This window comes from Maridesulfovibrio spiralis (SeqCode) (assembly GCF_048571135.1).
GTDB lineage: Bacteria > Desulfobacterota > Desulfovibrionia > Desulfovibrionales > Desulfovibrionaceae > Maridesulfovibrio > Maridesulfovibrio spiralis.
The window spans coordinates 3,121,941-3,136,796 of the sequence record NZ_CP182344.1 but is presented as its reverse complement, the minus strand read 5'-3'; the positions used below and the strand labels follow the sequence as shown (position 1 = coordinate 3,136,796).

The window sequence follows — 14,856 nt, the reverse complement described above, 5'->3', positions numbered from 1 at the left end:
AAACCAAACTAGCCAATATCGAATGCATCTTTTTTAAAGAAACAGTAAAACTCATCATCATTACGATAAATTTTAGAAAACTTCTTCTTTAAAAAAACTAATACACCATCAATCACTTTAGATTTTGAAAGAAAACTATCTTCTACATACTGTTCTGCTTCAGCTACAGCACTTACAGAAACAAAAAACAATAGACTAAGTGTGAAGTATAATTCTAAAGCCACCTCTTTACTCCTTTTTGAAAGACTTTAAAAGAAGCATACGCCTAAAAAGCACCTCGTCAACAGTTTTTGAATAATTCTTTTTTTCACATTTAAACAAACTTTAAGCATATTTTCACAATACCCAAATTTCACCATTCAAAAATACGTTTTGCACAGTCAAAAACCATAAGAAAAGCCGCCACAGATATGGTGGCGGCTCGTAAATCCATAAGGCATCAGCTCTATTGTTATTTTTTTAACACAGGCGGGATGCGAACCCGCCCGCCTTGTTCATAAGGAGTACGAACATGTTTAGGCATAATATCTAACAAGCTCCATGCCCATCAGCAGGCCTGCGCCTGAAACGAATCCATAAAATTCGGAATTGTTGGATTTTTACAAAAAACTACCTAACTATTTGCTCAACATTCCACCCAGTTCACGAGCCTGTTGCAAAGCTTCTTCCATCCGGTTGGCTTCGGGAAAAGCAACAGGATCGCCAAGTCCACGGATGGAATGAACCTCTGAAAAACCGAGAAACTTAAAAAACGTGGAATAACGCTGCGCAATATCGGCATACATGTCTTCCTGAACGGCCCCCTGAGAAATTACGAAAACGAGCTTAACCCCTTCCTTGAGACGGGAGTAGCGTTTGTTTTCTCCTTCGGCTTCGTCATGATCAAATGCTTCATGAAAATCTGGAGTGAAAAGGTGGTAGAGACGGTCAATGAACAGCTTTACCTGTCCATTTACGTCACCAAAATATACAGGACTGGACAGAACAACAACATCACTTTCGTGTATTTCTTCATAAACAGGAGTGAGGTCATCCATGATTACACAACGCTCGGCTTTTCCTTTACATGACATGCAACCTATGCAGCCCGAATATTTCATTCCCGGCAATTCATGTATTTTTACTTCTGCATCCTGCGACAAATTATCGCACAAAGCTTTGACAATAGTATGAGAATTGCCCTTTTTCCTGCCGCTTCCGTTGATGACTATTACTTTCATTTAGCCCTCCTTAAATGTGTATGTACAAACATAAAGATCTTCAATTATGTTCAAGCAGGCTAACTCCTAGCTAAGAATCACTAACTTGCAATCATATAAAAGCATGAAAGAACATACCGCCACTGGGCAGCATTTTTACATTGACTTTAGCGGGCCAGTCAGTAGAGGTAGGCGGACTTTTAAATTAATGAGGGCGTCGTCATGAAGCAGATCAAAGTACAGATTAAAATCAATCCCGGACAAATCAACACTCCTTCCGCAATCCGACTCGAGGCATTGAAAGCCGCCGGACTGCCGGATGACAATAATATTTCCACCCGCGTACTGCGCCGCTCCATCGACGCCCGTTCCCGCAAGCCGCACTTTGTATTGCAGGTTGCCATCGGTGACCCGGAAACAGTCGAACCCAGTGAATCAATCTTCACCCCGCAGCCGCTGAATGGTAAGCAGGTTGTTATTGCCGGAGCGGGACCTGCCGGATATTTTGCGGCCCTGACCCTGCTCGAACAAGGGATCAAGCCGATCATTATTGAGCGGGGCCGAACTGTAAACGACCGCCGCAAGGACCTGAAAAAGATCTACACCGAAGGGCTGATCAATCCCGACTCGAACTACTGCTTCGGCGAAGGCGGAGCAGGAACCTACTCCGACGGCAAGCTCTATACCCGTGCCACCAAACGCGGCAACGTGGGCCGAATTCTCGACCTGCTGATTGCAAACGGTGCTCCCGGCGATATCCGCATCGACGCCCATCCCCACCTTGGTTCCAATATCCTGCCGCGCATAGTCAGCAAAATGCGCGATGATATCATTTCCTGTGGCGGGGAAATCCATTTCAACACCCGCGTGGACTCTTTCATTCTTGATGGAGGCCGCATGACCGGAGTGGTCGCAGGAGGCTCTAAAATAAAAGCTGATGCAGTTATTCTCGCCACCGGTCATTCCGCAAGAGATATCTTTCATGCTCTAAATGATCAGGACATTAGAATCGAAGCCAAGCCTTTCGCGCTGGGTGTACGCATAGAACACCCTCAGCCACTGATAGATAAAATTTTCTATCACCAGTCACCGCGCCATGAAAACCTGCCTGCGGCAAGCTACCGTATATCTACTCAGGCCATGGGACGCGGTGTTTTCTCATTTTGCATGTGCCCCGGCGGCTATATTGTTCCAGCCTCCACAGCTCCGGGCGAACTGGTCTTAAACGGAATGAGCCTTGCCGCGCGCAACGCCCCCTTTGCCAATGCCGGGCTGGTCGCAGAAGTTAAACTTGAAGATCTTGAAAACCAATCCACCCCGCTCTGCGCATTGGAATATCAGGCTGCAGCAGAAAAAAGGATGTTCGCCGCCGGAGATGGCAAAACACAACAGGCTCCAGCACAGCTGGTTAGCGACTTCATCAACGGAAAGGTTTCGAAATCCATCCCAAAAACTTCATACATCCCCGGCACATACAGTGCCCCGGTACACGAACTGCTGCCCTTTCTCCAGTCCGAAGCACTACGCAGCGGACTGAAGACACTGGGTAAAAAATTTAAAGGATTTGACTCAAATGAAGCCAAGGTGCTGGCAGTGGAATCGCGCACCAGTTCCCCGGTCCGCATCCCACGAGACCGCGAAACATTGGAACATGTTCAGATCAAAGGACTATTCCCATGTGGAGAAGGAGCAGGCTATGCAGGCGGGATCATATCCGCAGCCATGGATGGAGAGAAGTGCGCACTAGCTGCCGCAAAGACAATAGGATAAAATAAATAAACTCAAGACCTAACGGATCACCTTAACCAAAAAACCCTTGTGCCTTAATGCTGGGGGGATCTCAATCCCCCAACGCTTCATTTCAGGACCGCTGAATAGAAGCTGGCCTTTCTTCCCGATAACAGGTTGAATGTTTTCGATCTTTTCGCCGGATAGAATTCGCTTTACTATTTTCAGGGCCTCGCGCCCCTGCTCAACACCGGAAAGCACATAGCCGCCCACAGCCTTGCCTTCGCCGACGGAAAAATCCCACAAGCCAAAGACAGGCACGAGAGAATTACTTGATGTCCACTTCAGAATGTCTGTCCAAGGAAGATGCTGTCCCTGATCATCCTTGAATATATGATATGTACCGACAACGATGCATGAATAGCCCTTTACCTTGGCAGTCCTTACATTATCCTTCCATTCATCAAAAGTCTTAGCCAGCACGATATCAGCATGTGCTCCGGCTACATTCAAATGCATTTCACCTTGCAACGACTCACGAACAAAAACTCCGGTAGTTAAACTGTCATCAAACAGTACAAGAAGCTTCCCGGCACCGATTATCTCTTTCAAGTAGGCCACCGATCTTTTTACTAAAGGACGCTCAAATACACCGGTAATTTTACGTCTGTTATCCACATACTTACGGGCATTACCGTTTATTCCCAGAAAGACAACCGGAATATCACGATCAACTAGAAACTGCCCCAAGGATTTTAAAGCAAAATCATCACTAACAACCACAACATCGGGCCTTTCCCGTTCAATTGCCACTTTGGCAGCTAAAACCCTGCGCTCGGACTCTTTCGCATCAAGCCGTTTAAAATCGAGATAATGGAAAGCCAAATCCGCCTTACCTTTCAGGCCTCTTTTAATAATGCCATTATGCGTTTCCACCCAACTGAAGTCTTTATTATAACTATTAATTACAACCACTTTATTATCTAGGGCATATGCAACAGACCCCAAACAAAGAACAACAAAAAGCATTACCGGCAACACTACAAACGCAGCGCCCTTCTGAAACATTGATAAAATATCCATCATAATACGCATAGTGCATACTAATAACATAGTTACAGCATATATTACAACCAACAATAATCCAGCCCAATAGTACTCAATCAGCTATAAAAACAGACGGCCCGTTTCATATGAAACGGGCCGTCATAGATACAAAGCACACAGGATAAACCTGTTCAGGAGCGCGCCGGCTACCCCGAGCCGCGCAAATATTTAACAGGAAGCCTTACGACTTTCTTCAATGTAAACTTCGCTGAGGCGTCTGCTTACCGGGCCGGGAGTACCCTCGCCAAGCTTTACACCGTCAATCTCAATAACAGGAGTAACAAAGGAAGTCGCAGCAGTCATAAAAGCTTCAACAGCTTCTTTTGCTTCTTCCACGGTAAAAGGACGCTCTTCGATTTCCAATTTGAGTTCATCGGCGAGACGAAGAACAGACTTACGTGTGATACCCGGAAGAATGGAATTGGAAAGGTTGCGGGTGATAATCTTTCCTTCCTTGGTCACGATGTAGGTGTTATTGGAAGAACCTTCGGTAACAAAGCCTTCTTCAACCATCCACGCATCATCTTTACCCTGTTTTTTGGCTTCGGTCTTAACCATGGATGCAGCGAGCAGCTGTACGGTTTTGATATCACGGCGGCCCCAGCGGATGTCAGGTACGGAAATCACCCGCAGCCCAGACTTTTCACCGGTGAGCTTCTTCGCCTGAGTAAAGAGAACTACAGTCTGCTCCAGACCTTCGGGCATTACGAAGTCACGGTCAATGGCTCCACGGCTGACCTGAAGGTAGATTGCACCTTCTTCAAGATCATTGTGCTTAACCAGTTCACGGTGAACTTCAAGAAGTTCTTCAGCACTCATGGGCATACCCATGCCGATCTCTCTGAGGGAACGCTCGAGGCGGGCAATATGGCCTTCCCATTCACAAATTTTACCGTCAACAACAGCGGTTACTTCGTAGATAGCATCCGCGAAAAGGAAACCGCGATCAAAAACAGAAACTCTAGCCTCTTCTTCAGGTACGAAAGCACCATTTACATATACAGTACGACTCATTTTATTCACTTATTCCAATATGATAGATTAAAAAACTATCCCCACAGAGCATTTTTCGGGGGAAAAACAAATTTGTCATCGTATTCCAGCGGATGAGTTCTGTCTTCGGCTAAAAGCAGAGGACCGTCAAGGTCTACCACAGCAGCCCCACTGGCAACAAGTACTGCCGGGGCCATAGCCAGCGAAGATCCGACCATGCAACCGACCATGACTTTGTAACCTTCAGCAATGGCTGCCTCACGCAGCTTAAGAGCTTCAGTCAGCCCGCCGGTCTTATCCAACTTAATATTGATCATGTCATACTTGCCCTTGAGAGCAGCCAACGATTTACGGTCATGACAGGACTCATCAGCACAGACAGGCAAAACCCTTTCAATTTCAAGTAAAGCATCATCATCGGATGCAGGAAGCGGCTGCTCAACCATTTCAACACCGAGACGAACCAGCACCGGAGCCATCTCGCGATAAATTTCAGCAGTCCAACCCTCGTTAGCATCAACGATTATGCGGGAATCAGGAGCACCACGACGCACGGCCTCAATGCGGGCAATGTCTTCAATGCCGCCACCGAGCTTGGTTTTGAGCAAAGGCCGTGAAGCATTCTTAGCGGCCTGCTGTTCCATTTTTTCAGGAGTGCCCAGAGAAAGTGTATAAGCAGTAATTTCCGGAGTGGGCTCACTGAGTCCAGCCAGCTTCCATACCGGAATTCCGTTTTTTTTGGCCTCCAGATCCCAGAGAGCGCAATCCACAGCATTTCGGGCAGCACCTGGTTCCAGCACGGACTGAAGTTCAGCACGGTTCAAAGGAGTTCTCAGCCCCTCAATCTGAGCGGTTACCGACTCTACAGTCTCATTGTAGCGGGCGTAGGGAACGCATTCCCCACGCCCGGTAAAACCGTCTTCTTCGATCTCGACCCGCAACACAACAGCTTCGGTCCGGGATCCCCGCGCGATAGTGAAAACCTGCGCCAGGGCAAAAACGTCTTTTGTAACCGAAATCTTCATTATACCAACGCCTCAACCAGACGTGCAGCACCCTGACGGAAAGGATCAACAGCGGGAATACCCATCTGCTCTTCAACTTCGGCAAGGTAAGCCAGTGCCTCTTCTTCAGAAAGGTGCTGGGTATTAATGGATGCAGCAACAGCCTTACACTCAGGATTTACAACTTTGGCAAGGGTGAGTGCAGTGTCACGCAGCTCTTCGAGAGTCGGCTGCTGGTAATCAGGCAGGCCGCGCATGTGTTCACGTGTAGGCTCGTGGCAGATGATCAATGCATCTGGCTGTCCGCCATGAATAAGTGCCATGGTAACACCGGAGTAGGATGCATGGTAAAGGCTGCCCTGACCTTCGATGATATCCCAGTGGTCGGCATCGTTATCAGGAGTAAGGTATTCAATGGAGCCGGCCATGAAGTCGGCAATAACCGCATCAAGAGGCACGCCGTGACCTTCAATCAGAATACCGGTCTGGCCGGTGGGACAGAAAGTGGACTTGAGGCCCTGCTTTTTCATTTCGCGGTCAATTGCCAAGGCGGTGTACATTTTACCAACAGAGCAGTCAGTACCAACAGCAAGACAGCGTTTACCGATACGTTTTTTACCATTTGCAATGGGGTACTTAACGGTAGGGATACGCACATCGTGCAGGGTACAGCCGTTCTTCTCAGCTGCCTCAACGAGCTCTGGCTGATCACACAGCAGAGTATGCAGACCGGAGGCAATATCCATACCGGACTCCAGAGCTTCAACCAATATGGACTTCCAGCTGTCAGAAATCACTCCGCCTCGGTTAACAACTCCGATAACCAGGGTCTTTGCTCCGGCCGCAACGGCCTCTTTAATGGTAAGGTCTTTGATTCCGAGGTCAGCTTTACACTCTTCCATACGGAACTGTCCGGCCACAGCTTCAGGTCGCCAGTCATAAATACCCTGCGCCATTTTCGCAGCAAGGCCATCAGGAGCATCTCCAAGAAAAAGTAAATATGGTGCATCAAACATGGTTACTATCCCCTTTTTTTAATCTTTTCGTAAGGTTCTGCTGGCTTATCAATTTACATGCCAGATCATGGCAAGCAACGGAAAAACTCAAAATAACGGCAAGTTATACATATACAGAACCGAAGCCCTCAAAAGAAACAGACTAAAAGCACGCACACAAATGCATAAAATTGTCTGATAGAGAGTTTTACCAGAGTTTACATTCGACAAAAACGTTATTCATTAAATTTAATTCTAATTTTTAACTACTTTTTTAAATTTTATACGTTTTAACACCAAAAAAAACGAAGCTGGTCCATATTTATTTTACATTATTGTTTACTGATTCATAAAAAACGTTGTGGCACAGGGCTTTTTAACGAAAAAAGGACATTTCCAATCAGAAATGTCCTTTGCTCACCGTCATATAGATATCAAATCAGCTGATTTAATTTTTAGAAAGATCCATCCCAACAGACATCTCTAACAACCCCAAGAATCAGCAAAACAATAAACAACCTAAGATGGGAAAATGCACATGACAACTAAAAATACTACCCGATTCGGACAACCGAATAAGCGCACCCGGCCAAGAATTAAGGACTGACAATCCTCTGCATAAGGCAGCGTACAGAAACCAATCCTGAGAACTCTCCGTTTCGGGTCACTGCAATGGGATCAAAAGTATAGCTGCCTTCACGGGACAAAGCGCTCTTCGCCACCTCATCCAGTTCAGATTCGGAAGGAAGCACAAGCAGCTCCCCATCCATAACCGATGCAACAGGACGATCTAAAAAAAGGGCCTTATCTGTTTCCCGGCGCACTATTTCATCCATGCGCCCTTTGGTAACCATGCCCACGGGTGAAAGTCCGTCCAGCACAATAAGGCAAGCCCACTCTCCACTATCCCTTAGCTTCATCAAAGCATCAGAAACCTTACTGGCAATAGATATAGTCTGCGCAGGCCAGACCATTTCCCCCAAAGAACCGGGTAAATCCAGAGTAACAGCATCAGCCCTGCCAATGACCTGATAAGTACGGATAGAATGCTGTATGCCTTTAACGGAAATAGGCGCGCGGCCAAGACAACGAAAATCATCTTTTACCAATGCCCATGTTTCGTGGGAAATGAGAATCTGGTCCGGCGGCGCATTCTGCTCAAGACGTGCGGCAACGTTAACCTGCCCACCGATAATAGTGTAGTCCATCAACTGCTTGGAACCAAAATTACCAACCGTGCAGAACCCCGTATTAATCCCCATACGAACTTTAAAAGGCGAGGAAATACCAAGATCAAACCATTCCTGTTGCATTTCCTTCAAGGCTTCGCGCATCTCAATAGCCATATTCACACAGGCAACAGCATCAGCCTTATGTCCCCTTGATACAGGATCTCCAAAAAAGATAAGCACCGCATCACCAATGAATTTATCAATGGTCCCGCCATGCTTGATGGCAATGGAAGACATACGGTCAAGATAGTTGTTCAGCAGAATCGTCATATCTTCAGGTTCCATGCGTTCGGTGGTGGAAGTGAACCCCACTATATCGGAAAAGAAAATGGTAAGCTTTTTGCGCTTGGTCCCCATGAGGGAGTCGTGCTTACCGTAAAATATAGATTCGTAAACCTGAGGAGAGAGATAGCGCCCAAGCTTATCGGAAAGCCCTTCCAATCTTTCAGACTGTTCCTTCTGGATCAAGGCAGTTGCAACGCGGCGCAAAACCATAGGCGGACTTAAGGGGCGGCGGATAAAATCAACTGCACCGGACTCAAACCAATGCAGTTCATCTTCGGACTTTCTGCTGCCAGTAATAAGAATAACCGGAATATGGGCAGTGCCGTCAGTAGACTTTAGCTTCTTGCATATATCACAACTTTTCACATCTTTCAGATCAGCATCAAGCAAAATGAGATCAGGCTGTTCCCGAACAGCAACCTCAAGCACATGATGAACACTCATCGCCATCAACAAAGTATAATCCTCGCGAAGAATCTGGGCGAAGATATCCATTTCAGGCTTTACAGCATTAACTACGAAGACAACCGGACGGCTACGTTCCTGCACACCACAACTCCTATTTTAACAACTATAAATTCATTCTTACCTAACTGCGTGAAAGATTAAAACAAAAATATTAGCATAAATGGATTAACACAAGAGATCTGCTTCGAAACATACTTCCTTTTATCAGGCATCCAACTACCATAGACAAAACCTAAAAATCCCCGGCAACAAATCATTGCCGGGGATTCTTGATAAACATCTTAGCAAACATAATAAAACGATCAAAGCACCTGCGCTTTTTTGGCAATGCTTACGGCTATCTCGTCAACATTACCCCGTTGTTCGTTGTTCTCCACGATCAACTCCGGGTTGAGCGGAAATTCCGGTTCAAGGTCCATGCCCGGCAGATTCTGCGCATTTCCGGTTTCGAGATGCTTGTATAACCCTTTAGGGTCCCTTTCCTTCAAGACAGCCAGATCAGCCTTGATAAACACCTCAAAATAGTCCGGAAAATTACTGCGGTTCCAGCGGTGAATCTCATGGTAAAGCGACATGGTCGCAACGATAACAACTAATCCCTGTCTTGCGGCCATATTCGCAAAACGGCTGATCCGATAAGCATTCAAAATCCTGCTCTCAGGATCATGCCCGCAATTATGATCCCCAACCGCCTCCCGAAACTGGTCGCCATCAAGCAGCAGGGGCGTAATTCCACCTTCCTTGAGAAGCTTCTGCATTGCCCGTGCAATAGTCGATTTACCTGATGCGGACAATCCCGTCAGCCAGATTACTTTTCCAGACATAACTACTTTTTCTGTGCAATCCAGGCACGGGTAGTATAAGGGATTTTAATCTCATCGACACCAAGGGATTCGAGATACGATTCTATCTGCTCAATAATTTTTGGGAATTTATCTCCGGCCTGTCTATGAAGAGTTCCATGTGATCTCCACGCCTCGACAGTCTTCACAATCTTCTGGGTATGTAGAATCGTTCCTTCTTTCTCAATTACATTATGAAAATACGGAGACGAACTAATTATTTCTGTCTGGCTTTCACGCCGGGTTCCATATCCGTAACCTTCAATGTTTTCTTTAATGATGGATTCAATCCTGCTCTGGATAGGATCATCAAGCTGACGATGGTTCCACATACAGGTAAACCATTTGCCGCTCTTCAACAAACGGTTGACTTCTTTCATTGCTAATTCCCGATCACAAACATTGAAAGAAGATCCGAAACTGACAAAATCATACTCTCCGGCAGGACGCCCGGTATCTTCACCGGTTCCTTCATACCATGTCACATTTTTCATCGCGGAGGTTCTTTTGATTCCATTAGCCCGCATTGCATCGTTAGGCTCTACTGCATCAACCAGAAAACCCTGTTCTGCGAGCGGAATTGTCAAATGAGCAACGCCAGCCCCAACGTCACAGACACGATCTCCTTCCTGTAAACCTCCAATCTCGAAGAGTTCAGTCAAAAGCTCGGGAGCATAAGCAGGCCTCTCAAGATATGCATCGGCAAGATCAGTGTAATCCCATTCAGTTTTCATTACTCCTCCTAACATCCAAAATTTATTTCATTAGCAAAATGATTACATCCTGCTTGTTATCGCCAATCATGACTCCAATCTTTATCCCGTGCCAGAACTTCTTCATAAGCCCTGACATCCTGCATGGAATCAGCCTCAACCCAACCACCTTCGACCGGGACAACTCCAATCTGCACTCCCTTTTCAAGAAGCAAACGCAGTAGCGCGGTCATATCAAGCTGATCAACCTGCTGTTGCCCCAGCTCACTAAGCAAACCGTCCACAATACTCCAACCGTGCGGAGTCATGTAAAGCAGTCCCATGTATTGCCCTTTAATTTCATCAACACTTTCAGCACGCCCACCAATCTCAAGAAGACGACCGTCAGCTTCCCTGAAAGTTTCCGCATCGCTTAACGGATCTTGAAAACGCAACTCCCACAACCTTTCCCAGCGGACATCGTAAGTTATGGCTATATCACAATCACATTCGCTGATAGCGCGCACATGCTCAGGGCGATAAACAATGTCGGAATAAGAAATAACAGAAGGTCCGTCCTCAAGCCATGATGAAGCCCTGCGTAGGGTCTCAACCATATTTGATTCCGCCCAGCGCGGATTATCGACGGTTTCGAAATCACCGTTCAACTTATCCGCATGGTAACCACGAACAACCAGAATTCGGTCGACACCGCCTTTTTGCAAAGCTTCAAGCTGCCAGTGCAAAAGCGGCTTACCCATGAGTTCGATCAGGCACTTGGGCTTATCGCTGGTTTCAGCTTTCATGCGCGATCCACGGCCGGCGGCTAGAATTACTGCCTTCATTTGCTAATCCTTAAACAAATTACGTAAAAAATTTTCTGAAGATAGCCATGTCCGACTCAACAAACTCAGTTTCCCTTTCCGGATGCCACATCAGTCCAGCAACTTTGTGCTGTGTCGAATAAACTCCTTCAATCAAACCAGAAGAATCCGAAGCAAAAGGCACCAGAGCTTCTGAAAGATCGTCCGAAGAAATTCCGTTGCTATGAAAAGAATTAACTTCCAACCTACCTATGCCGCAAAATGGATTCTCCGCCAAAGACACATCATGACGCACACCAACATGCTCACCATTGGAGCAGGCAACTAACTTCCCGCCGAAATAAGCATTCAGCATCTGCAAGCCGCGACAGATCCCCATAAGCGGAATATCTTTTTGCATGGCATGGGCAATCAGAGCCATTTCGCTCGCATCCCTTTGCGGATATACGCCCGTATCCTCGCCCCCGGTCAGAATTAATCCATTCAAACCAAGCTCATCCACAGTGCGTACAATTGATTCTCCCGTGTTCGGAAGGGCAACCCAGACGCAACCGGGCAACGCTTCACGCAGAAAATCTCCCCAGGAAAGTGCAAGTCCTTCCCTAGGCTCATGATAATCACAGGCATCACTGCGACGCATGGTTAAGCCGATACGTAATTGATCAAACATGTGCTTAACTAAATTCCGTGCCTGAGGAATCAGGACTCAAAGTCTGCTGTCCGGCATCAAGTGTACATCTTTTTGCTGCCGAGACTTTTTCAAACAGCAACTCACCACAACCGATAGCTGCCGGCAGCCCATATTCCGCGCAGCGTATAGCCATATGGGAATTGGTCCCGCCATACTTGGTCACCAATCCGGCAATAGAACGGGTAAAAACCCAATCATAACCGGGGTCTGCACTTTCAATACAGACTACACATCCATCGAGATTCTGACTCTTAACAGAATCCGTATTGACCCGGGCCACAGGGGCCTCAACCTTTTTCGTGGTAATAAAATTGGGCGCGCACCTGTGCTGGGGGACAATATACACATCTTTTGAGGACCTAATCAAATAGCTGAGCTTAAACGAGTTTGCCAACTCGTATTGACGCTTGCCATTCTCGATTAAAGCCACAAAATGCTCCCGGATATTATCATCCAATTGCGAAAATAGACTATCGAGGATTTCCGGCAGGCTCAGAAAAGAAAGTTCCTGCTTATCAAGCCCAACAATCAGCCCCCAGCGCGAAATGCCTTCCAGGGCATTGGAAAGGTTGCGGGTAAATACAAACTTTGCATACTCACGGCCCGCGATGGCTTTAGCTGCATAATCCATAAACAGATCAGCATCCACCGCTGTGATACCGAACTCCGCAAATATAGCATTTATGGCGTCACATTCACCGCGGGTCAGGGAAAAATCATGACAATCCGGAGATTCTTCATGCATTTCCACTGACTCATTAAAGAGGTCACCGCGATCAAGGTACCGTGGAGAAAGAATATCGTAAGTCCCCGGACGCAAATGACCGTATCTTTGAAAGAAGTAATCACGCCCGAGGCTGCCGGAACAAACCAGCCTGAAATCCCGGCTCAACTCACCGGAAACAGTCTCTACCGATCTTTTGAATTCATTGACTCGATCAGCAGTAAGACCCTGTTTACGGATGATAGCCCGCAAAAAAGACTCAGCAATAAAACCATGTCTTGCTATTATGGAAAAAGGAAGAGTCCCGAACTCTGAACAATCCTCAAGCAACTGCTTGACCATTGCCAGCATTTCAAAAACAGAATCACAATTTTCCCATGAACCATATTCTTGCTGAAGATCGGCAAGATGATCGATGCGCTCATACGCTTTATCAAGGGAACCACCGGGCATGAGGTTTCTATTGGTCAGTTCAAGAAGCCTATCCTTGTAGTCTGCGAATTCATCATCAGTAAGCAATCCGGAATAACGGGACTTGAAATCTTCTTCAAAGCAGGGATCATGAATAGTAGAAGCAACTTCGAATTCAATTTTGTCATGATACTGCGGATTGCGGTCCAGATAATCCAGCCATGCATTGATAATCTTCTCAGAAGATTCGGCAGATACACTGGATGGCAAAAAGGAATTGAAGCTGTTGCGGATATCAATATAAGGCCTTCCTGCCACGAGCACCATTAACTCTTCAGGAGGCATGCGCCTATAGCCCATTTCCTCGCGCGCCCTGCTCCAATTCCTGCGGGTAATGATTTCCCGATAAAGCGAAGCTGCAAGAGGACGCGGAGTAACTCCGATAATCTCAGCCGGATTCCAGTCGGGCATTACGCCAAGCATGGACCTTTCGCCGAATACCCCGGCCCGCCTTTTCAGGTATTGGGAGACGTACTGCTCCACAAATGAAATTTTATCAGAAACGATGTTTTCAACATCCGGTTTCCAATTCTGACAGGTACAGATTCTGCGCACCTGAAACAGGTGCATCACCTGATCTTTATCCAATGCGAATTCAATATCCAGCGGAACACCGGGAAACACTACTTCAAGCTCCCGAACAAGGCTCATCATCATGCGTACCCGGGACGAATCAAAGTCTCCTTCCGAGACACCTTTATAGATATAGATAGTCTTGCTGACGCCAGTCCCGCCGGTAATGGAATCGGTTTTACCGGATTCATCATCATAATTGACTACGTAATACGGTGAACCGTCCTGTAGGCACCGGGTCATGATAACACCGCTGACCTCAATGTTCCGGACCATCGGCTGAATCAGGACCTGATTTTCGGCAGAACCGTCATAGGAAGCGAAAACAGCTTCAACGGCCTCGCGTACTTCAGACCGGAATCCGGGATCGATATCCAGAATGGATTCGAAAGCCCCGGCATGTGAGGCTTCACTACTGTCTTCAGCCAGAGAACTGCTGCGAACAATAATATTGCCGTCTTTACCGTAAAAAGAGTCTTGAACAGCCTTCAGAATCGAAGCTGAATCATGCTCCCACTCCGCCAGACTGAAATAATACAACGGCGGGATATTAAATCCCGCTTTATTCAGTGCTTCTAAAGTTTCAGCTTTTGTTCCGAATTCATACTTCATCTTCGGCACCATTCAATAACCTACAACCTTGTTTCGCCCTGAACTTTTGACTACTTAGAGAGCTTAATCCGCTTTCCTAAACAGAGCCTCACAATCAAGAGTAGAACCATTTCTCAAAGCATTAAGAATGCCTACTGATGCGGTCACTGGGCTGCTGGTTCCAGATACAATCAGCGGTGCTTTTTCGCTACATCGTAATGCAGAAACATAGCGAACCATTCTCTACCAATACGAGCAAAAATAACATTCCCGCAAAATTAGTTTTATTATTTTGGTGATGGACTTCAAAGCCAAGTCTCCAACACCATCACCCATTTATCATTGTTTTTTTTAAATAGTCAATGTCCTTCACTTTCAGTGAGTCTCCACCATACACTCAAGAGACCTATTCAACCCACTATTGACAATTCCAGTCT

Annotated in this window: 13 protein-coding genes; 1 reads left to right on the top strand and 12 read right to left on the bottom strand. The window is 46.5% G+C overall.

The annotated features are described in order from the left end of the window. Positions 1–8: 8 nt before the first annotated feature. Together ACNI29_RS13990 and ACNI29_RS13985 are read right to left on the bottom strand one after the other, a co-directional pair. Positions 9–224 (bottom strand): hypothetical protein, encoded by a 216-nt coding sequence (locus ACNI29_RS13990; protein WP_419778978.1) that lies wholly within the window; start codon positions 222–224, stop codon positions 9–11. Between the two features lie 393 nt (positions 225–617). Then, positions 618–1,220: a flavodoxin family protein gene (locus tag ACNI29_RS13985; RefSeq protein WP_419778977.1), complete on the bottom strand. Its 603-nt coding sequence runs from the start codon at positions 1,218–1,220 to the stop codon at positions 618–620. Between the two features lie 201 nt (positions 1,221–1,421). Here ACNI29_RS13985 and ACNI29_RS13980 point away from each other — a divergent pair, with 201 nt between their 5' ends. Next, positions 1,422–2,969 carry an NAD(P)/FAD-dependent oxidoreductase gene (locus ACNI29_RS13980; protein ID WP_419778976.1) on the top strand — a complete coding sequence of 516 codons (1,548 nt, stop codon included), beginning with the start codon at positions 1,422–1,424 and terminating at the stop codon, positions 2,967–2,969. Between the two features lie 18 nt (positions 2,970–2,987). On the opposite strand, the gene ACNI29_RS13975 is transcribed toward ACNI29_RS13980, so the two are convergent. The 10 genes from ACNI29_RS13975 to ACNI29_RS13930 form a co-directional block, all read right to left on the bottom strand. Then, positions 2,988–4,064, bottom strand: a complete 1,077-nt coding sequence (locus ACNI29_RS13975) for an ABC transporter substrate-binding protein (RefSeq protein WP_419778975.1) — start codon at positions 4,062–4,064, stop codon at positions 2,988–2,990. Between the two features lie 138 nt (positions 4,065–4,202). Continuing rightward, complete coding sequence (locus tag ACNI29_RS13970; protein ID WP_419778974.1) at positions 4,203–5,048, bottom strand: D-amino-acid transaminase; 846 nt, start codon at positions 5,046–5,048, stop codon at positions 4,203–4,205. A 35-nt stretch (positions 5,049–5,083) separates the two neighbouring features. Continuing rightward, on the bottom strand, positions 5,084–6,052 hold the full coding sequence (dgcA, locus tag ACNI29_RS13965) for an N-acetyl-D-Glu racemase DgcA (RefSeq protein ID WP_419778973.1): 969 nt from the start codon (positions 6,050–6,052) through the stop codon (positions 5,084–5,086). Next, complete coding sequence (gene dgcN / locus ACNI29_RS13960) at positions 6,052–7,047, bottom strand: N-acetyltransferase DgcN (RefSeq protein WP_419778972.1); 996 nt, start codon at positions 7,045–7,047, stop codon at positions 6,052–6,054. Before dgcN ends, dgcA begins: the two co-directional genes overlap by 1 nt. Before the next feature lie 575 nt (positions 7,048–7,622). Beyond that, positions 7,623–9,092 (bottom strand): adenylate/guanylate cyclase domain-containing protein, encoded by a 1,470-nt coding sequence (locus tag ACNI29_RS13955; RefSeq protein WP_419778971.1) that lies wholly within the window; start codon positions 9,090–9,092, stop codon positions 7,623–7,625. 221 nt (positions 9,093–9,313) lie between these two features. Next, positions 9,314–9,835 carry an adenylyl-sulfate kinase gene (locus ACNI29_RS13950; RefSeq protein ID WP_419778970.1) on the bottom strand — a complete coding sequence of 174 codons (522 nt, stop codon included), beginning with the start codon at positions 9,833–9,835 and terminating at the stop codon, positions 9,314–9,316. A gap of 2 nt (positions 9,836–9,837) precedes the next feature. Further along, positions 9,838–10,587, bottom strand: a complete 750-nt coding sequence (locus ACNI29_RS13945) for a class I SAM-dependent methyltransferase (RefSeq protein ID WP_419778969.1) — start codon at positions 10,585–10,587, stop codon at positions 9,838–9,840. A 56-nt stretch (positions 10,588–10,643) separates the two neighbouring features. Next, positions 10,644–11,390 (bottom strand): phosphocholine cytidylyltransferase family protein, encoded by a 747-nt coding sequence (locus tag ACNI29_RS13940; RefSeq protein WP_419778968.1) that lies wholly within the window; start codon positions 11,388–11,390, stop codon positions 10,644–10,646. A 19-nt stretch (positions 11,391–11,409) separates the two neighbouring features. Next, positions 11,410–12,039, bottom strand: coding sequence for a gamma-glutamyl-gamma-aminobutyrate hydrolase family protein (locus ACNI29_RS13935; RefSeq protein WP_419778967.1), 630 nt, complete (start codon positions 12,037–12,039; stop codon positions 11,410–11,412). 4 nt (positions 12,040–12,043) lie between these two features. Further along, positions 12,044–14,440 carry a PEP/pyruvate-binding domain-containing protein gene (locus tag ACNI29_RS13930; protein WP_419778966.1) on the bottom strand — a complete coding sequence of 799 codons (2,397 nt, stop codon included), beginning with the start codon at positions 14,438–14,440 and terminating at the stop codon, positions 12,044–12,046. Positions 14,441–14,856: the final 416 nt, after the last annotated feature.

Coding starts and splice junctions, on each gene's coding strand:
- ACNI29_RS13985 (WP_419778977.1), bottom strand. CDS start 1,220: ATGAAAGTAATAGTCATCAACGGAAGCGGCAGGAAAAAGGGCAATTCT.
- ACNI29_RS13980 (WP_419778976.1), top strand. CDS start 1,422: ATGAAGCAGATCAAAGTACAGATTAAAATCAATCCCGGACAAATCAAC.
- ACNI29_RS13970 (WP_419778974.1), bottom strand. CDS start 5,048: ATGAGTCGTACTGTATATGTAAATGGTGCTTTCGTACCTGAAGAAGAG.
- dgcA (WP_419778973.1), bottom strand. CDS start 6,052: ATGAAGATTTCGGTTACAAAAGACGTTTTTGCCCTGGCGCAGGTTTTC.
- dgcN (WP_419778972.1), bottom strand. CDS start 7,047: ATGTTTGATGCACCATATTTACTTTTTCTTGGAGATGCTCCTGATGGC.
- ACNI29_RS13950 (WP_419778970.1), bottom strand. CDS start 9,835: ATGTCTGGAAAAGTAATCTGGCTGACGGGATTGTCCGCATCAGGTAAA.
- ACNI29_RS13945 (WP_419778969.1), bottom strand. CDS start 10,587: ATGAAAACTGAATGGGATTACACTGATCTTGCCGATGCATATCTTGAG.
- ACNI29_RS13940 (WP_419778968.1), bottom strand. CDS start 11,390: ATGAAGGCAGTAATTCTAGCCGCCGGCCGTGGATCGCGCATGAAAGCT.
- ACNI29_RS13935 (WP_419778967.1), bottom strand. CDS start 12,039: ATGTTTGATCAATTACGTATCGGCTTAACCATGCGTCGCAGTGATGCC.
- ACNI29_RS13930 (WP_419778966.1), bottom strand. CDS start 14,440: ATGAAGTATGAATTCGGAACAAAAGCTGAAACTTTAGAAGCACTGAAT.